This is a genomic window from Planococcus circulans (genome assembly GCF_020023385.1).
Taxonomy (GTDB): domain Bacteria; phylum Bacillota; class Bacilli; order Bacillales_A; family Planococcaceae; genus Planococcus.
The window spans coordinates 29,237-46,582 of sequence record NZ_JAIQCL010000017.1; the positions used below are offsets into that span (position 1 = coordinate 29,237).

19 protein-coding genes and 1 pseudogene are annotated in these 17,346 nt (G+C 34.1%); 8 read left to right on the forward strand and 12 right to left on the reverse strand.

From position 1 onward, the window contains the following. Nucleotides 1-30 precede the first annotated feature (30 nt). Together K8U60_RS18395 and K8U60_RS18400 are read right to left on the reverse strand one after the other, a co-directional pair. A complete protein-coding gene (locus tag K8U60_RS18395) occupies nt 31-687 on the reverse strand; it encodes a Type 1 glutamine amidotransferase-like domain-containing protein (RefSeq protein WP_223643463.1) in 657 nt (218 codons plus the stop codon). 153 nt (nt 688-840) lie between these two features. Next, nucleotides 841-1,404 (reverse strand): GNAT family N-acetyltransferase, encoded by a 564-nt coding sequence (locus K8U60_RS18400; RefSeq protein WP_223643498.1) that lies wholly within the window; start codon nt 1,402-1,404, stop codon nt 841-843. Between the two features lie 325 nt (nt 1,405-1,729). Here K8U60_RS18400 and K8U60_RS18405 point away from each other — a divergent pair, with 325 nt between their 5' ends. Both K8U60_RS18405 and K8U60_RS18410 read left to right on the forward strand, forming a co-directional pair. Further along, nucleotides 1,730-3,328: an AAA family ATPase gene (locus K8U60_RS18405; protein ID WP_223643465.1), complete on the forward strand. Its 1,599-nt coding sequence runs from the start codon at nt 1,730-1,732 to the stop codon at nt 3,326-3,328. Next, the gene (locus tag K8U60_RS18410) at nt 3,328-4,539 is read left to right on the forward strand and encodes a hypothetical protein (protein ID WP_223643467.1); all 1,212 of its coding nucleotides are present in this window, start codon (nt 3,328-3,330) and stop codon (nt 4,537-4,539) included. Before K8U60_RS18405 ends, K8U60_RS18410 begins: the two co-directional genes overlap by 1 nt. A 633-nt stretch (nt 4,540-5,172) precedes the next feature. Here K8U60_RS18410 and K8U60_RS18415 read toward each other — a convergent pair. Together K8U60_RS18415 and K8U60_RS18420 are read right to left on the reverse strand one after the other, a co-directional pair. Beyond that, nucleotides 5,173-5,517, reverse strand: a complete 345-nt coding sequence (locus tag K8U60_RS18415) for a hypothetical protein (protein ID WP_223643469.1) — start codon at nt 5,515-5,517, stop codon at nt 5,173-5,175. Nucleotides 5,518-6,082: 565 nt separating this feature from the next. Continuing rightward, nucleotides 6,083-6,700 (reverse strand): recombinase family protein, encoded by a 618-nt coding sequence (locus tag K8U60_RS18420; RefSeq protein WP_223643471.1) that lies wholly within the window; start codon nt 6,698-6,700, stop codon nt 6,083-6,085. A 357-nt stretch (nt 6,701-7,057) separates the two neighbouring features. Between K8U60_RS18420 and K8U60_RS18425 the strand changes: the two genes are divergently transcribed. Both K8U60_RS18425 and K8U60_RS18430 read left to right on the forward strand, forming a co-directional pair. Next, on the forward strand, nt 7,058-7,540 hold the full coding sequence (locus K8U60_RS18425; RefSeq protein WP_223643473.1) for a hypothetical protein: 483 nt from the start codon (nt 7,058-7,060) through the stop codon (nt 7,538-7,540). Nucleotides 7,541-7,731: 191 nt separating this feature from the next. Further along, nucleotides 7,732-8,289 (forward strand): hypothetical protein, encoded by a 558-nt coding sequence (locus K8U60_RS18430; protein ID WP_223643475.1) that lies wholly within the window; start codon nt 7,732-7,734, stop codon nt 8,287-8,289. A gap of 166 nt (nt 8,290-8,455) precedes the next feature. Here the strand turns inward: K8U60_RS18430 and K8U60_RS18435 are convergent, their stop codons facing one another. From K8U60_RS18435 to K8U60_RS18465, 7 genes are all read right to left on the reverse strand, one after another. Next, a complete protein-coding gene (locus tag K8U60_RS18435) occupies nt 8,456-8,920 on the reverse strand; it encodes a DUF2691 family protein (protein WP_223643477.1) in 465 nt (154 codons plus the stop codon). A 130-nt stretch (nt 8,921-9,050) separates the two neighbouring features. Beyond that, the gene (locus K8U60_RS18440) at nt 9,051-9,215 is read right to left on the reverse strand and encodes a hypothetical protein (protein ID WP_223643479.1); all 165 of its coding nucleotides are present in this window, start codon (nt 9,213-9,215) and stop codon (nt 9,051-9,053) included. 225 nt (nt 9,216-9,440) lie between these two features. Beyond that, nucleotides 9,441-9,839 carry a hypothetical protein gene (locus K8U60_RS18445; RefSeq protein ID WP_223643481.1) on the reverse strand — a complete coding sequence of 133 codons (399 nt, stop codon included), beginning with the start codon at nt 9,837-9,839 and terminating at the stop codon, nt 9,441-9,443. Nucleotides 9,840-10,364: 525 nt separating this feature from the next. Beyond that, nucleotides 10,365-10,796 (reverse strand): SMI1/KNR4 family protein, encoded by a 432-nt coding sequence (locus tag K8U60_RS18450; protein ID WP_223643483.1) that lies wholly within the window; start codon nt 10,794-10,796, stop codon nt 10,365-10,367. Nucleotides 10,797-10,902: 106 nt separating this feature from the next. Next, nucleotides 10,903-11,208, reverse strand: coding sequence for a hypothetical protein (locus K8U60_RS18455; protein WP_223643485.1), 306 nt, complete (start codon nt 11,206-11,208; stop codon nt 10,903-10,905). 269 nt (nt 11,209-11,477) lie between these two features. Then, nucleotides 11,478-11,879, reverse strand: a complete 402-nt coding sequence (locus tag K8U60_RS18460; RefSeq protein WP_223643487.1) for a hypothetical protein — start codon at nt 11,877-11,879, stop codon at nt 11,478-11,480. A 404-nt stretch (nt 11,880-12,283) separates the two neighbouring features. After that, a complete protein-coding gene (locus K8U60_RS18465; protein WP_223643489.1) occupies nt 12,284-12,709 on the reverse strand; it encodes an HIT family protein in 426 nt (141 codons plus the stop codon). A 325-nt stretch (nt 12,710-13,034) separates the two neighbouring features. On the opposite strand from K8U60_RS18465, the pseudogene K8U60_RS18470 reads away from it, so the two are divergent. The 3 genes and pseudogenes from K8U60_RS18470 (at nt 13,035) to K8U60_RS18480 (ending at nt 14,987) form a co-directional block, all read left to right on the forward strand. Next, nucleotides 13,035-13,445, forward strand: a pseudogene (locus K8U60_RS18470) (DUF5412 domain-containing protein). 110 nt (nt 13,446-13,555) lie between these two features. Beyond that, complete coding sequence (locus K8U60_RS18475) at nt 13,556-13,846, forward strand: hypothetical protein (RefSeq protein WP_223643491.1); 291 nt, start codon at nt 13,556-13,558, stop codon at nt 13,844-13,846. Nucleotides 13,847-14,441: 595 nt separating this feature from the next. Further along, the gene (locus tag K8U60_RS18480; protein ID WP_223643493.1) at nt 14,442-14,987 is read left to right on the forward strand and encodes a hypothetical protein; all 546 of its coding nucleotides are present in this window, start codon (nt 14,442-14,444) and stop codon (nt 14,985-14,987) included. Between the two features lie 96 nt (nt 14,988-15,083). Here the strand turns inward: K8U60_RS18480 and K8U60_RS18485 are convergent, their stop codons facing one another. Further along, complete coding sequence (locus K8U60_RS18485) at nt 15,084-15,872, reverse strand: lipid II flippase Amj family protein (RefSeq protein WP_411730380.1); 789 nt, start codon at nt 15,870-15,872, stop codon at nt 15,084-15,086. 431 nt (nt 15,873-16,303) lie between these two features. Here K8U60_RS18485 and K8U60_RS18490 point away from each other — a divergent pair, with 431 nt between their 5' ends. Further along, entirely contained in the window at nt 16,304-17,188 is an 885-nt protein-coding gene (locus tag K8U60_RS18490) for an HNH endonuclease (protein ID WP_223643496.1), read from the forward strand. The last annotated feature ends 158 nt before the right edge of the window (nt 17,189-17,346 follow it).

Below are 17,346 nucleotides of genomic sequence, written 5' to 3' on the forward strand. Positions count from 1 at the left end.
ATTCCATTTGATCATAGTAATTTACTAAGACTAGAACGTCTCCTCCAATTTCTGAATCTCTGAGTGAGAAATTAAATAGACAACGCCTAAAACATCGATTTTGTTTCCTTTTACACGTAAAGCGCAATCTTTATTCGATGCGTAAACATCAATTTCTTCCGATAGGAGAGACAGTTCGTCTTGAACCAATGCCATGTTATTCTCAAGATCAAAATGAGACAGAACGGAAAAATTGCCAAGACCAATTCCGTCGTAAACAGAGGCTGTCTCAACTTTATAGCCAAAGGTTTTTGAGCATAACCATTTAGCCGACATATTAATCGCACCAGCGCTTGCTCCGATTACAATAGCACTGCTTTTTCTGATCCAATCCGACAATTCATAGGACAGCAAAAACTCATTTTGTTTAAGCGTATCGCCACCCAACAAGAAAATGACGGAAGCGTTTTGAATCAAGGTGTGAGCATCTTCACTTTGAACGCAATAATTGATTAAATGATAATCATCAAATAAGATGCCGGCCTGATCAAGCCACGAGTGTTCAACAGCACCATCTACTTCATCGTCTAATGGATTCGAGCTAATCATAACAAGTGATTTTCTATCCGTTATATCCTCCCGCAACACTTGACTCAGACGTTCAGGGACAAAATCGGTAAACCAACCTAAATAATAGTGAGTGTTCATAAATACCTCCGCACCAAAGTATAAGCAACAGCAATTTACTATGCTACTCCTTCTTTTCTAAAACGTATGATTAACAATCGCGCCCGATTTTGAAAGAACAAGTCAGCAATTAGTACAGCTGTCCTTGACTAGTTAAACCAACGTCCTTTTAGTTCAATAATCATTTCTTCGTCTGTTAAGCCAATTCTCTCTTGTTAACTTCATATTAAGTGAGTCAATCCAGTCGCCTTCGAACTCCAGGTCGTTTTTATCAATGCTCGATAATACAAAGCCAACCTTTTCATAAACATGCTTGGCTCTTGGATTAAAGTCAAAAACGCTTAAAGTTAGTTGGTTAAGTGTTGTATTTTCAAATACATAATCAATGATAAGTTGAGTCGCTTCTGTTCCCAATCCTTGATTTCTTCCCCTTGGTCCAATGAGAATCCTGAAATTCATACTATGATTTTTTTCATCGTATGCATTGATCACCACTTCTCCTACTAAGAAGTCCTTGGATGGGTCAACAATAGCAAGATCCAAGCGATTCGTTTGTCTATTTCTTGTATTGTACCAATGGAGAGTCGCTTTCTGATTAAAATCCGAATTGCTTCCTGTCAGTTTTAATACTTCGGAGTCCTTTAAACATTCCTCTATAAAAGAAAAGTCCTCATCCTTAAACGGTCTAAGAATAATTTTTTCTCCTACTAGTAGTGGCTTATCACCTAGATAGACCATTCCATTCACACGCCCTTCATTCTATTGAATTCCCCTTTGCAGCTCAAGCGAGTTGCAGCAATTGTTCAAAAATGGTTCGTTAGTTGAAGCTTAACCATTCTTACTCACATCTTGAGTTAAATCAGTAAGCAATCCAGAATAATACAAGTTTAATTTAAGCTTACTTTCCATAAATAGACCAGTTGGTTATAAAAATAGAGGATTACCATAATCATTTCTATAAAATAAATAAGAACTTAGATGTAAAAACTTGTATAATTAGATATTGATAAAACTTTCAAATTCCCTTAAGTAAGTGATATTTAATTTTTATTGGAGGTTAATAATGGATAGCATAAGAATAAAGAATTTACGAAGCTTAAAAGACACTGGTGAGGTTGAACTTAAGCCTTTAACTTTATTAGTAGGAAAAAACAGCTCAGGAAAAAGTACCTTCTTAAGAACCTTTCCACTATTTAAGCAAACTATAGAAACAAAAACTAATGAACCAATACTATGGTATAGCAGTAGGTATGTTGATTTTGGAAGTTTTCAAGAAAGCATCAATAAAATCACAGATAAAGAAGGACCCGAAAAGAAATTAATAAGTTTTGATTTTAAATTTAATATTCCAAGTGCGTTTGTTCAAGTGGGAACTATAGAGTTAATGAGTTACCGTTATTTTTTATACAGAAGAAAGATGGATAAAATTGGGAGCGATGTTAGAGATATAACTGTTAAAATTAATATTGAAACTAATGAAAAATCACTAACTAGATTCACCATCTCTATAGAAGATTATTTGTTTGAAATGACTTTAAAGGAAAAAGAGAAACTTAGTCAGGTTGAGCTTAAGATTAACGGGAGGTCTGTTTTAGAAACAGTAGGATTAAGAGCTCAATACTCTAAAGACTATTCTCAATTCTTACCTCATATTTTTGTTGAAAAAGATACCTCTTCTGACTATTTTAGAGATGAATTATTTAAAATATTTTATAGTCTAGCTTATACTTCGACAAAGAGAAGTACTATAACAAAATTCATAGATGATATAATGTTTGGAAATACTGATGAATTTATTACTGGTCTGAAAAAACAAGATACGACAGCAAATGTATTATTGGAAAATATAAAAGCACTAGATTCTAATAGTGAAACTATGAAAGAAATTATAATAAATTATTTAGGAATGAATATAAATCCTATAATATCTATATGCAATAATTACTTAGAACAATATTTTTCTTCTATTAATTATATAGCACCAATTAGAGCGAGTGCTGAAAGGTATTATCGTATCCAAGGTCTTTCTGTAGATGATATCGATCCGCAGGGAGAAAATATTCCAATGATTTTTAACAATATGACTTATATTGAAAAAGAGAACTATAACAAATGGCTAGCTGAAAATTTTGATTTTCAAATATCAGATAGTCCAGCAGGAGGCCATTCATCAATAAGTATAAAGTATAGTAATGGCGAGGAAGTAAACCTAGCTGATACTGGTTTCGGTTATTCTCAAATTCTTCCAATTACTTTGGTGTTATGGCAAATTTCAAAACAGGAAGAAAAAGAGAGACTTTCCTTCAGTGGATTCTATAAAGCGGACTATAATTTTTTCAACTTGGTTATTGAGCAGCCAGAACTACACTTGCATCCAGCTATTCAAGCAAAACTAATAGATGCATTTATAAAAATAATTATGTTGTGTAGAGAAAAAAATATTGATATAAAAATCATCATTGAGACACATAGCGAAACTATGATTAATAGAATTGGGTATATAATTGCCAAAAATAAAGATAACTTTAATGAAGATTTAGTAAAAGTAATTATTTTTGAAAACGATGAAGTCTTTGATACAAAATTAACTGTTAGTACCTATTCAGATAAAGGGTACTTAAAAAAATGGCCACTAGGTTTTTTTGAGCCGGAGGAACTTTAATGTTATTAAATATTGATGATTCATTGATTACGTATTTAAAGAATAATTCCTCAAATTCTGATTTGATAGTCGAGGAAGTTCAAGCTTTAAATAATCTTTCATTAGCACATAGAGACAGAAAGCATATATTGATTGGAACTCTGAACGCAGTTGAATTTTTAAAGGATTTTACTCCATTAGATCATTCCACACAAAGAGTTTTTAGCAATTTATATAGCAAGTTTAGTTTTATGGGAGCATATGAAGAAATATTTGATAGTCAGATATTAATTAAAAGTAGAGAACATATATTTTCAAAGGATTCAATTAAGGAGAAAATAGTATTTCAAGTTCCGATTACTGAATTTATTGATAGTGAAAGTATTAATAGAACAGCCTTGATTGGAGAAGATAGAACTGACTGTGAGTTCTATGAAGGCTTAGCAAAAAAATATTTAAAAGAAAAATATGGAGATATAAGTTTTAGCGTAAACTTTCATCCTGAAAATGGTGGAGGAGATAGCACATGGAAAGCTTTGAAATATTATAGTGAAAACAAAAAAATTTCAATTACAATTGCAGACAGTGATAAGCGTTATCCAAAGAGTACTGTGGGTAATACTTTAAAAAAGCTAAGAACAGAGTATAAAAAACACGAAAATAACGCCATAACTGAACTGGTGGAATTGACGGTTAGAGAAAAGGAAAATTTAATTCCTCCCTCCTTTTATTTATATTGCTGCAATAGTTCTGATACAGCCAAATTGAAGAAACTCAGTTTGTTAGAAAAATCAGAAGAGCATTTTGAAAAGTTATTTTACTTAGATTATAAAGAAGGATTAAGAGTTGGAAATTACAAAAGTGATCCAAAATTACAAGAATATTTAATTGATTCTTTGAATGACATTCCAAATTTAGCATCTTGTAGGTTAGAAGATTTAGATGTGTTACCTGTCCTACCTGAAAATCACTGTTTGATTGAAGGGATTAGTACACATATTTCGGAGTATTTTAGTAAAGGAGTTTTTTATAACGGTTTAGAAAAAGATTTGGAAGAAAAATTAAAAGTTCCTGATATACCTAAACATGTAATAGATGAGCTACGTAGTAATATAGAAAGAAAAAATAAAATGTTTAAGCACATGCCAGAAAGTTTCCAGGTTCATTTAAACGAAATATGCAAGAAACTAGTTGACTGGGGATGCTCTAATAATATCTTCATTTCTACCTGAGAGAATTGAAGATAGAAGTCACTTTATATCCTTGAAATTATTTTAGATTTATGGACTCCGAAACTTACTCTGCTTTTTAATAACTTTTGTCTTAATTCAAATATTATAATATCTCATAAACGATGGTTTTTAATAGGGTACTGAAGAAGATGAAAATCTTCTTCTTTTTTATGTGGTTTTATACCAAAACTCATATTAAAAACTATATATTTTAAACGGGTGTTTTTGATATGATTAATCTAACATTTAAAGTAAAAAAAGGGATTTCATGATTATTGGATACGCTTGAGTAAGTACGATTGATCAATCGTTGAATTTACAGTTGGATGCTCTAAAATAATTTGGCTGTGAAGTGATTTTATAGGAGAAATTATCTAGGGTAAAAGATGATCGTCCTGTGACTTACCGGAACCAAAGTCACCAAACAAGACAGTGAATTTTCCTTTGTTATTCAGTGGTATTAAGGTGGCTTCATTGAAGAAAGGCTTGTCTATATTCAATTTAATGGATAGCATAGCTGCAATCTTCTTTTTGCATAGAAAAAAGCCAATCCCGGTGTCTGAGATTGGCATTTTGACGCATTTAATTATTCTTTCATGGATAGTTGTGTTTAAATCCCTCCAGGTCCTGTATTTAAGGGTCTTGCCTTAAATTTTCTATTTCAAGGGCAGCTGTTGCAAGCAAGGCTGACACTTCTTGGATAACAGGGATGTGTCTGTTCTTCTCAAGGAACTTCTTCAATGTCTGGGCTTTTGGTAGAAGACGTGCTTGGTAGACGACCTCTGCAAGTGACATACCATGATGGCCAGTCAGAAGATGATACTTGACAGCAAACTCTTCAAGCTTGTTTAGCAAATCCAGTAGTCTATCAATAGCATTAAGTTCTACTGGGTCAGTGATGTGCTTCTTATTCTTAACTACCTTCTGAAACTCTTTAATTAGTTCCAAGAAGTCTTCTGCTTTATGTTCATGATTCATTGAGACTATCCCCTTTTCTATAAGTAGTAAGCCTTTTTAAAAGCCCTTATAAGTAATGTCCTTCTTAGCCCCATAATCCTTTAGGAAAAACAAGAAAAGTTTTATTACTTTTAATGTTACTTCAAAAGGTGAGGTCAAAAGTGCCATGATAGTGACATCATTTGCAGTGGATATTACTTCAAAGTCTTTATATCTGCTTACTAGTAAGTGTAAAGGAATAGTCTGGAAAAAATTGTTGATTTCTGCTTTATTTTTTCTTGCAGATATGCTAAAATAATCAAGTTGTCTAAAAAATATTTGAAATTAATTAGGGTCATAGCGTCCCTTAATCCTATAGAATACATAAGAGAAGACACCTACATTATTCATTGGGTGTCTTTTTATATGGCTATGAAGTTGATAGTCTATCTACGAATTTTCTGCATATGTTGTTTGTTGGCGAACTGCTCGGTATGCCTAAAAAATGAATTATAAGAAAATCCACTTCCGCTTAATTAAAAGTCAGGGAAGTGGATTTTTTATTTTTATCGTTTACAATAAAGGATTTCTTGTTGAGTTTCTTCTATTATAATAGTTTAACTGCCTCTTCCTCGAGTGCTTTGACTAATTTATAAAAACTGGTCTTTTTGACCCCAGCTTCCTGCATTGCTTCCACAGCTGTTAATTCTCCAGCTTTCCATTTTCTATAAACTTCTTTAAAATCCTCTGAAACAAAAACGGTTGGTCTGCCAAACTGAATCCCATTTTGTAACGCCAAGTCGATTCCTTCACGCTGCCGTTTCCGTATACGTTCCCGTTCCTCTTCAGCCATCCAGGAAAGAATCTGTAAAACTAAATCGGCAATGAAAGTCCCCATACTGTCTTTGTATTGAGTCGTATCGAGTAACGGCATATCCAGCACAACAATATCGGCTTCAATATTTTTCGTCAGATCGTTCCACTCTAGGAGAATCTCTTCTTTGTTCCGGCCAAACCGATCCAAGGAATGGATATACAAAATGTCTCCTTTACGAATAACTCGTTTCAGTAATTGATAGTTTGCCCGTTCAAAGTTTTTTCCACTTTGCTTGTCCAAATAGATGTCCCGTTCATTGATGCCCATTTTTCGCATGGATTCCAATTGACGGCCTTCGTTTTGATCTTTGCTGCTGACGCGTATGTAACCAAATTTGCGATGTTCCATAATTCACCTCTATAAATGATTGTTTCCTCCAATTATACCTGAAAACCGTTCGTAAAAGTGTATGCAATTTCGCGAACGTTCGTAAAGTCATTTGATACATTTACGAACACTCTTTTCGGCCATTTTCAGCTCTTTTCAAAGCGTTCGTAAAAGTGTACTTTTACGAACGCTTTTTTAAGGAACGGTTCAAATTCAATAATCTACCAATAAGTATCTGTATGATGTGATAATCTATAATAAAATAAAAAAGCAAAAAAAGTTTAGGGATTAACAGATGTAAAGAACTCGTTTTTTTTTTCGATGGAGGCTTCTTAAAAGAAAAAAAGAAAATGAATTGTATGGGGAGGAAGGACGAGAATGAAATCCATACGTGTTACGAAGTATAATCCTCAAAACAGGGATGCGAATGGCCACTACACCTTAGTGGAGGAATGGATTGGCATGTCCGATGTCGGGAAGTCGTACCAAGGCCAGATTTTCACGATGGAGCAATACCTGGTGACCGAAGAAAAATACATCCAAGCTGTTGAAGTGCTCATACAAAAAACTGAGGTCAATAATCTGAAGCTGGTGGACCTGGAAAACTATTCACATGAAACCGCATTAAACTTGTCCGAAGGCAAGACCATTCCCCTCAGCTTGGTTAGGGAGTTAATTAAGATGATTCTCAGAGGAGGGGTCTGGGGAAGACTCGTTGCTAAAAATCAGTTTGAGGTCCATTTCGGCTACGATTACTATATGTATTTTGTGGGCGAAAGCCTGACGGATGACATTATCGACGAACTTAGAAAGATCGACGGCTTGTATGTGGAAGATGTGCGATCTCCTCACCTTGATTAATGAAGTATAAGTACCACCGCCAAAACAACTGATGCTTCTGTGAAACGAATGTAACTTAAGTGCAGAAAAGTTACATTCACCCCAATTTTTTTAAAATCTAGTCTCACTTGCATTGAAAATGCAGTTGCTTGTCTTTAAAAGAGATGTCATGGTAAGCACAATTTAAAATAGGGAATAGGGTGGGTTTGTACATGACAATTGTTTGGAATTGGTCTGAGGTAGATGCATTAGAGGCTCAAGAGAAGTATAGGGATGCGCTTGATTATATGATTCAAAATTTGAAATCCAATCCTGATGACTTGAAAGGTTTTGTCAGACTCGGTTTTCTCTGTTGGTATATTCAAGTGGACTGGGGAATCCTGCCAGACGGCGACTTAACCGATAAAGATTACAAGGAATGCGAGAGCCTCCTGCGCGAATTAACTGATTTTGGACTGAGGAAATACAGGAGCCATCCTGACTTCTTATGGACTTTTGGATATATGATCTCTTTGTTTCCTGAAGTTTTTGTCGATTCGCATGATGAAGAGACAGAAATGAAAGGGATAGAGATGCTTAAAGAAGCCCAAACCAGAAGGCCAGAAGACCCTATCATCAAACTAGTGGTTTCAGGTTCAAGAGAAAGCGAAGTAAAAGGTTCAAGTGAGCTGAATGAACAAGTAAAACACCTGTTACCGGTTCGTTTCAAAGGCACTGGGGAAATGCAGCAATATTTCCGCGATGTTTTAGACCGAACGGAGAACCATTAATTAATTTAGTTTACATAAACCTTCCACCTTAAATCATATAAGAAAACTGAATGTAACTTAATTCACATTAAGTTACATTCAGTTCAAGAGAAATTAATATTAGTAAAGGACTAACGAAGTTAAACTAACATCATTGATTTCAGAAGCATTAAGTAACGTTCTCTTCTTACCATACGGACAGCCTTGTCCTCCCATCATTTTCATCGGTTATATATTCAATCTCTTCAAATCCACAGGCGATTGCATTCTTGTTTAATAATTCGATTGACTCCTGATTTTTACAATAGATCGTGACGTATATGCAATCAACCACTAGTAGGACCAGTTGACAATCGCTTTCAAGAAATTCTTCAAATGTTTCGACACGGGTGACTTCATTCTTTGGAAAGGCTTGTAGATCAGTGAAAATAATATAATATCGGTTTGCTTCTATTCGATTTTTTAGTCCTGCACCTTCAATAATATTTCTCTCGTTTGAGAAAAGTTCTTCATCCAATTGCTCATCAATCACTGTATATGACTCACCACTTCCGATTTGCCAGTCAAAAGCAGTAATATCAATCGGCTTTAGTATCTCTCCAAGCCATCTGCCATACTTATTTGGAATCTCAAAGCTGATTCCTCTTTTCATAGATTCATCCTCCTAAGATAATGGATGCAAAAAATCAACAGCGTCATTTAACATAGCTAAAAATAAAAAGGGAGTAGCTGAATGTAACTTAACTGCACATAAGTTACATTCAATTCCTTGATTTTCTATGTTATTTTGGTTCCTCCGTTTCTATCAGCTTCTTGCAGATATATCCGACAATATATTCTCTCTTTGTTATTTCTTCAATGTCCTGATTTTCAACTAACTCATCTAGTACCTGATTTACTTTTTTCCATAGCTCTGTATTTTCATATTTTTCATATGGATGTGTCATTCTATTATTTCCCTTCACTTTCATTATTGTTTCACGTCTCTATAATATTTATTTTACCATTCTTAAGATTTATAGATAGAAGTCGATAAATTGTTTTTCGCTAAAAAACCGTTCGTAAAAGTACATTTTTCCAAACAAAAAAAAGAAAAAAGCTCCACTAGTTTCTTCCCTTCCGGTAAGTTTTGATATGTAAACTAGATTTATTTCGATTCACGATTCAACTTGTTAAACTAATCTATATGATTTTATTTCCTTAACCTTTCCAGATTTTGCAGTATTACTAAAGACATATACATCGCAGAAATCAACTTTTGTTCCATTTGCTAATGAAATCACACCATTTATTGAAGCATATTTTCCGTGAGTTATCACTTGGTAAACTTCCAAGGTTTCAATGATGTCTTTATTATCATCTTGCAAAATAGTAATCAGTGAGCTTAGATTCTCTATTTTTTTCTTATCTTTTAATTGAAACCATACAACAGATTCATCCGCATACTCTTCAATAATTTCATTTTGTTGCTTTAATATAGCTACTGTAAAATCAATAACTATTTGCTTTCTTGGAGCATTGTCACACCCCTTTGGAATAATAATCTTCATTTCGTCTGATGAACTGTTCACTTAATTCAACCTCCTCATACATCTAGATGTATTAAATATAAAACTCTTTAGAAATAAGTTTTATTGCGTAGTTAGTCTTTCTATATCCCTCTAAATTAATCCTTCTAACCAGAAAACTAAACTATTCTCGAAATATTCAGTTTAGCATAGATGGTTATTGAAAATTACTACTTTCAAGAATAGGAAAAGTGAGACCTTAAGCTTCATATTTTGTTTTTCAATTGTTATTTTAGCAAAGCCAGAATATTTTGAAATAAGTTCTAAGCGTTCGTGAAAGTACACATATACAGACAAAAAGGGAGAAAAGAGTCTGATTCCAGTACTTCTTTTCTCCCTTGATATTTAAATGACTTCTAATAAGTTCGGATATCTAACCCTAGATCATTTGAGATTCAAGCTTCAAAACCTTACAGAACAGCATTCTGAATATATCATTTTTTCCAAAGGAAATAGTTTGAAATGATTTTCTAGTGAAGTCAATAGAATCAAAGAACTGAATGTAACTTAATTAGGATTAAGTTACATTCAATCTTCGTCAAAATCTTCTAGTTCTTCTTGAGCGATGATAATAAAATCTTTTAAAGTAGGAGCTAGCTCTTCCGTTTCATCTGTTTCATGGAGCCATAAATAAACTGGATCTCCTGCTTTCCCGTCTTCTACTTTCAAGCACAAGTAATCCCCAGTGCCATCTTCAGCAATCGCAATCAGATTATCAGAAATCTCTCCATCCAAAACTTCCTCATTTTGTCTAACCACGTCGTCCCATGTTTTTTTCATATTCTTAGGGTCTTTGATGGGAAATAGAGTCCATTCTCCAACTTCAGGGCCATTGGCCAATTTAAATAATTGAACATACTGATCTGGGAAACGAATATTTAACTTTTGTTCCGTTTCTCTTATCGCAGATTCCTCTACACCCTTTTTATTTGTCTCCAACAACTTAATAATCTCTTGCATAATTTAACCTCCCTTCTTTAATCTAGCTGCCAATCTGAATGTAACTTAATTGCTATTAAGTTACATTCAGATTGGGTGAAAATTTTCTTGAAATCCAACAACAACATTAGAAACGTTCCCCTTTTTTTCCAAGTAAAACAGCTAATACTACAAAGATATAAGGGTAAGACAGAAGCGTCAATTCGAGAAATCCATACCCAAATAACATTGCTGTCGGCTCTTCATCCGAATAATATCCAACGTCCACCATATAAGTGCCAAGTAAAAAATAACTGCCGATTGATAAAAAAATGAAAATAAGTCCAATAATATTTAGTTTTAATTTGAAGAGTGTATAAAGCAAAACAGGTATATAGATCAGCCCTAATATAAGCAAAAATCCGAAAATATATAACGGTTCAAAGACATCCATTTTCTTTTCCTCCTTTCCAGAAAACTACGTTTCTCAGCGGTTTTAGCCGTCACAAAAACCCCTGCCATTGATATTAATAACAACGACAAAGGTTTACAAAAGTTTCCATCTAGTGAAAAGTTATTAAATAAATTGACCCTGCATTATTGGGATTTTGAATGTAACTTAATTCACATTAAATTACATTCAGTTCTTATTATTAAAGTTCTTTACATTGAAAACTTTTTCAAGTTTAAGATTAAGATTTGGCATGCAGAGACTACCGTTATTTAGCGGACAGTTCTACTGTTTTGGGAATCAGAACGTGTCGGAATAAATGATGTAAACAAGATCAGCAAAGATAAAAATAAACCTGTTTTCCCCCAAATGTAAGAATACTGCCAAGGGATATAAGATATCCCATTTATGAAATGGTAAAGCCAAAACAACCAAAATAGTGTAATAGGAACACCAGAAAGAAAATAAAAAATCCCGGGTTCCTTCTTACGAAGAACAGTGTATAAACCGCATAAAGCAAAAATAGGAGCCAAATATAAAATAAACAAGAAATCAATCCGTTCCCAAAGTGGGATTGTGAAACCATTTAAATCTCTATCAAAAGAATTATACCAAGGCATCACAAAGAGAATTAGTAAGAAAATCAGTAAAGCGGCTTTAAAGCTTCTTGACACGACGCGCTCTCTCCCTTTATAAAAAATTTTAGTTGACTACTGGAGATTGTTCTTTTAATTTTTTGTATTCTGCTCTTTTAGTTCAATAAAACTCATTATAAAAATTTCATCCTTGAATGTAACTTAACTGCACTTTTGTTACATTCAATTCCTTGAACCCATTACTACACCATCAGCCAGCAATTCATATATGTAATACGATGTTATATTCATTATACCAAAAAATTACATTTGATAAATTGAAATAAGTAGACGTTAGAAAAGAAAACCGTTCGTAAAAGTACGCTTTTGCGAACAAAAAGGAGAGAAGATGAACTGATAACAGCCTCTTCCCTCCTTCTGCATTTAGGCAACTTCTGATAAGCCCTCATATGTAAACTAGTAATTTAAGATTATGGTGAAAGTTATGTCTTAAGAGCACTAGACAGTTCACTTCTGGTAATGGAGAGCTTCTTCTTAAGATGGTCATTTTCCCAGATTTCATCATTAAAAAAGCTGGAAAAGTCTTGGTTTTCTTTTCTAGGCACCACATGCATATGGTAATGAGTTAAATCGTCGACCCCGCCACCATTTTGACAAATCGTAATTCCATAAGGGTTATATAATTTTTTAATCACTTTTGTAAGTAATTGCGAAGCCTTAAGAACTGCAAGTGCAGTTTCTGAATCAAATTCATCTACATAGCGTAAATGTTTCTTTGGAATTATTAGAGTATGTCCTTCATTAAAAGGGTCATGATCCAGTATACAAGTAACATAATCATTTTCATAAACTACATTTACCGGTAACTCTTTATGGGCTAACGAACATCCTAAACATGCTGTATCCACTTAATTCACTCCTACTTTTTTTAATTAAAATTTCATTTATCCAACGATTAAAGGGTTCTGCATTGAAAAACGTTGGCGAAACCTTCAAAAATTCCAGCTTTAGAGACCTACAGGGCTGTCTTTTGAATGTATCATTTCTTCTAGCAAACTCAGTTTTGTTGAGATTTGCGAAGAAATCAATAGAGCCGGTTTTTTGAATGTAACTTATTTAGTAATAAGTTACATTCAGATTCAATAAAAAAATCAATAGCCAATCCCCGTAATTTAATCATTTTTCCAATTACAGAACTTTCTCTTTGGTTTCGACGTAGTATTCAAAAAGGGGATGAACCATGAGAAAACAAGATCTAACTACAGAATTTCAGAAAAAGAGAAGAAAAAACGATTGAAGAGCTTCGCAATTGTTGGTTTAGTAGTAGTTTTATTGCTAGGATAGGGCGTCTATTGGGCATTCTTTGATATGAACAGGCTGCCAACAGGGGAGTATTTGACCGAAGAAACTTCACCGGACGGGAAATACACGTCAAAGGCATATGTCACCAACGGAGGCGCAACCACAGCGTATTCAGTTCGAGGTGAATTAGTGATTAACGATAAGAATTCCAAAGTAAAAAACATCTACTGGAACTACCGTGAAGAGACTGCGGATATTAGTTGGCAAGACAACGATACAGTCATTATCAATGGACATTCATTGGATGTACTTAAAGAAAAATTTGATTTTAGAAATCAGTAAAAGAGCTACTAAAATAAGAGGATTGAATGTAACTTATTACTAAGTAAGTTACATTCAAATCCATTAAGCTTATATATCGAAAACAAGAGTGAGAAAGGAGCAACTACATAATGATCGTTGAAATTGATTTTGGAAATGAAGAAATTCGATACATTTCTTGCTCGACTAAAGTAGGGAAAAAAATGAACAAGTTAGAAAATGAACTGATCCATTGGTTCCACGATAAAAATAAGAATAAGAAGTATTGGACTGAAGATGCGGATGTAGGAGAAAGTATCCCAGTTTTGAGTGCTCACGCAGTAGTTGATTGGCTAAATAACGTGAGATTCAAAAAAGGAACGGCCAAAGCGAAAGAAATTGAATTTCCAGATGTGAAAGCTAAAAAGAAAATATATATATAACATTTATACATGGCTGCTACAAAATTAAACAAGATTTGAAGTCGCATTTTGAATGTAACTTATTCTAAATTAAGTTACATTCAGTTCCCTGATTCCATTGGTTTTACCAGAAAACCATAACAATCTGGGTTCATTATAAAAAAAGATACATTCACAAGACTGCGCTATCAGGTTTTAAAGCGTGGTTTTCAAAAGGATCTAGGTTTACATATCATTGAGTTATCGGAAGCTGAATAATTACAAAGAGAGAGGATGCGATTTAATCAGCTCCTGTCATTCCTTTTCATCTGTAAAAGTGTATCTTTAAGAATGATATTATATAAAGTAAATGCCTATTCATCTATCTTTTAAAACACAAAATGGTAAAATAAGTATATAGTTTTTAGATAAAAAGTTTATACGCGCATAAATATTTATAATTGATGAAGATTTGTGAAGTGCTATAAAATTTGTCAAAAGCAAATAAGATAATCATCCTATTTGGACCGATTTATCTAAGTCTGTTAATCTGTTTTTTAGATTTTTGTTTATATGATTAGCCTGATCGACTGGTTTTCCATTTCTCGCACATGAGGATTATATAAGGGGGATTAATTTGGGGAAATATAAATTATTAGTAAAGTTATTTCTTTTATTGAGTTTAATGCTTTTAACCGTAGGCTGTTCATCAAAACCAGATTTCGAACTCTATGAAGGTAAGAACTTAAGTATCGCTGTACTGGGCACTGAGCCAAAAATTGAAGAGGAGCAAGTGAATCTTCAAGAAATTTCGTTCGAGGAATTTACTACAGAAGAATTGAGAAAGTATGATGCGGTCTTCGTAACAAAAGAAAGCTTTTCAAAAGCCGCTGAAAGTCAATATGCATCTACTTATCTGGATTCACATATTCCATTCTTTTTCATTGAATCTAATAGAGGAGCATACCCCTTTATTGATGCAGAATTAGCGTATGAAGATGCTAGAGAGATGCCTCATACTAAATACTACGCCAATGGGTTCCTAGCAATCAGCAAAGAAGAACAAAAAACATGGAATTATGGGTTATACAATGACGAAGTAAATGAAGAGAATATAAAGGAAATGTTTTCAAGGATTTTTGAAACGATTGAAACAAATCCAAAGGGATCAGATGATAGTTAAGAAAATAAAAGAAGGAAGGCTGGGGGACATTTACATGTCACCTAGCCTTCCTTCTTTTAGCAGGCGAAATTTAAATCATGCTAAGTTTTATTAGCTTTAGACAATAAATTTCGTGAACCAGGCAATGTACCTTGCACCAGGTAAAAAGAATAATTGAGCAAGTATGGTACCCAGTAATCGGGATGCGATCATCATTACAGCGATGCTTTTAAGATTTAAGTAACTGCCGCGTCGATTGAGGACATCATCGGCTAACACTGAGATTTTCGGATCGACAAAAACAATTAGAAGGATGGTGGCCAGTCCATTGATTAGACCAGAAGCCATGATAGCTGTAGCAGCTCTTTCTGGAACAATGATGGCTGCATATAGCGCAGAAAGAACGCCAATTGTGTAAACAGCGGTAATGATCATATTGATAAAAAATAACTGGACCGGAATATCTTTTAAACGGACACCTTTTAAATAAGACAGTTTTGGCAGATGAATGTGACCGATTCCTCTTCTAATATAACTAATATTCATTCCTTTTTTGACGAGTCCGGGTATAGATCCTCTTTCGGCTGAAAGATGAATGATAGCACGTGAAAATATAGAGATGAAAGTCGGGAGCAAAAGAATCCCTATTATAGTTCCCACAGTAGAAGAACCGATGATTATCCGGTATTGTGCCTCGACGAATTCAAATGTATTCGTCTCTGGAGCAGAGTCAATTAAACTTCCAGTAAAGGGTTGCTGCATCATATTTGCCAAACGGGAAACCATGACCATGACATTGAACAAGGAGAGAGCAGAGGCCAGCAGGCGTACTCTTACGCCTGATAAGCGAACGGCATAGGCCAGTGTTTCAATAGAATGGATGATCAAGACAAATAGGGCAATCATGATCAATTTTTCTGTGAAAAGTTCCAAATGAAAACCTTCTTTTACTTTTATCCTTATATTACCATAGCCTTACAGTTAAAAAATAAAAAATGGAAATATTGATTGCCAATTTTGATATTTCAATGGAATGATATTCCTAACAAACTATACTAGTTTACATATGAGGGATTATCAGAAGTTAAGGTTTTGATGAAATAAACAATGAATATCAGCTTCAAAAGAAAGCCCGAATACCTAATGGGATTCGGGCTTTCTTTTGAAGCTACAAATTATACGACGAGCATTTAACTATTAATAAAGGGGGCTGCTGCTTTTATTCTTTAGTAGTGACTACAATTCTAAATAAATGGTTTCCTTTTTCGCAGCCCAATATTTGCCACTGTAGTAGAATATATTTACAAAGAAATTAAACGCATTGGGGGTTACTTTCTATGAAAATGAGACGTCCGTTAGCAATAAATGAAGTAATTAATAACCAGCAACTTCGTGAAGTATTTTTATGTGCTCCACAGGGAGGCATGCGTAGATCAATTCGAACAAATTCATTAACGCTTATTTCGGACAAGACGAAGCTATACGATGATCGAGTTGTCGGAAATATTTATCATTATACTGGCATGGGCCAGAGCGGTGATCAAAAAATGAGCGGACAAAATTTGACGTTAGCAGAATCCAATCAAAATGGAGTAGAAATTCACTTCTTTGAGGTAATGAAGCCAAAAGAATATACTTATCGCGGACGAGTAGTGCTTGCTGGGGAACCCTATAAAGCTCAACAAAAGGATCAAAATGGCAAACAGCGTCTTGTATGGATTTTTCCACTCCGTTTAAAAGATAGTAATGCGACATTTACGAAACTCTCAACAGCCACAGATGATGAGAAAGAGCTTCAAGAAGAGTTTCAAGACATTAAGCAAGTTGAAAGCTTGACAATTAAGCAAACTGAAAAAGAACGGCTAATCAAAGCTCGCATTGGCCAAGGAACTTTTAAAAAATTACTAATTCAGCGGGAGTGCAAATGTGCATTGTGCGGTGTAACAGATCCCCGCATATTGATTGCGAGTCACATTAAACCCTGGAGTATTTCTGCAAATGAGGAGCGACTAGATGTACATAATGGATTATTGCTATGTCCAAATCACGATGTCTTGTTTGACAAGCAGTTAATTTCTTTCACTACGGACGGACAGATTGCGATCTCGCACACAGTTGATGAAAAAGCACGTATATTTATGAACGTTAACGATAAGATGCGAATTGCGTTAACTGAACGGCAGAGGAGCTATATGCAGGATCATTATAACAATCTAGTCTAATGAAATTTACTAAATTAATAGGACAAAAATAAATACTAACTAGCAATTCATTGACAGAACTACAACTCTAGATAATAGATAAGAGGAAGTTAATTTGGGAAAACCCTTAGAAAGAAGTTAATCTAGTTAGTCATAGTTACGTATTAAGCGACCTGTCG

What these genes read in the sequence shown, in the direction of transcription:
- K8U60_RS18395 (WP_223643463.1), bottom strand. Translation starts at nt 687, where the DNA reads ATGAACACTCACTATTATTTAGGTTGGTTTACCGATTTTGTCCCTGAA.
- K8U60_RS18400 (WP_223643498.1), bottom strand. Translation starts at nt 1,404, where the DNA reads ATGGTCTATCTAGGTGATAAGCCACTACTAGTAGGAGAAAAAATTATT.
- K8U60_RS18405 (WP_223643465.1), top strand. Translation starts at nt 1,730, where the DNA reads ATGGATAGCATAAGAATAAAGAATTTACGAAGCTTAAAAGACACTGGT.
- K8U60_RS18410 (WP_223643467.1), top strand. Translation starts at nt 3,328, where the DNA reads ATGTTATTAAATATTGATGATTCATTGATTACGTATTTAAAGAATAAT.
- K8U60_RS18415 (WP_223643469.1), bottom strand. Translation starts at nt 5,517, where the DNA reads ATGAATCATGAACATAAAGCAGAAGACTTCTTGGAACTAATTAAAGAG.
- K8U60_RS18420 (WP_223643471.1), bottom strand. Translation starts at nt 6,700, where the DNA reads ATGGAACATCGCAAATTTGGTTACATACGCGTCAGCAGCAAAGATCAA.
- K8U60_RS18425 (WP_223643473.1), top strand. Translation starts at nt 7,058, where the DNA reads ATGAAATCCATACGTGTTACGAAGTATAATCCTCAAAACAGGGATGCG.
- K8U60_RS18430 (WP_223643475.1), top strand. Translation starts at nt 7,732, where the DNA reads ATGACAATTGTTTGGAATTGGTCTGAGGTAGATGCATTAGAGGCTCAA.
- K8U60_RS18435 (WP_223643477.1), bottom strand. Translation starts at nt 8,920, where the DNA reads ATGAAAAGAGGAATCAGCTTTGAGATTCCAAATAAGTATGGCAGATGG.
- K8U60_RS18440 (WP_223643479.1), bottom strand. Translation starts at nt 9,215, where the DNA reads ATGACACATCCATATGAAAAATATGAAAATACAGAGCTATGGAAAAAA.
- K8U60_RS18450 (WP_223643483.1), bottom strand. Translation starts at nt 10,796, where the DNA reads ATGCAAGAGATTATTAAGTTGTTGGAGACAAATAAAAAGGGTGTAGAG.
- K8U60_RS18455 (WP_223643485.1), bottom strand. Translation starts at nt 11,208, where the DNA reads ATGGATGTCTTTGAACCGTTATATATTTTCGGATTTTTGCTTATATTA.
- K8U60_RS18475 (WP_223643491.1), top strand. Translation starts at nt 13,556, where the DNA reads ATGATCGTTGAAATTGATTTTGGAAATGAAGAAATTCGATACATTTCT.
- K8U60_RS18485 (WP_411730380.1), bottom strand. Translation starts at nt 15,872, where the DNA reads ATGATTGCCCTATTTGTCTTGATCATCCATTCTATTGAAACACTGGCC.
- K8U60_RS18490 (WP_223643496.1), top strand. Translation starts at nt 16,304, where the DNA reads ATGAAAATGAGACGTCCGTTAGCAATAAATGAAGTAATTAATAACCAG.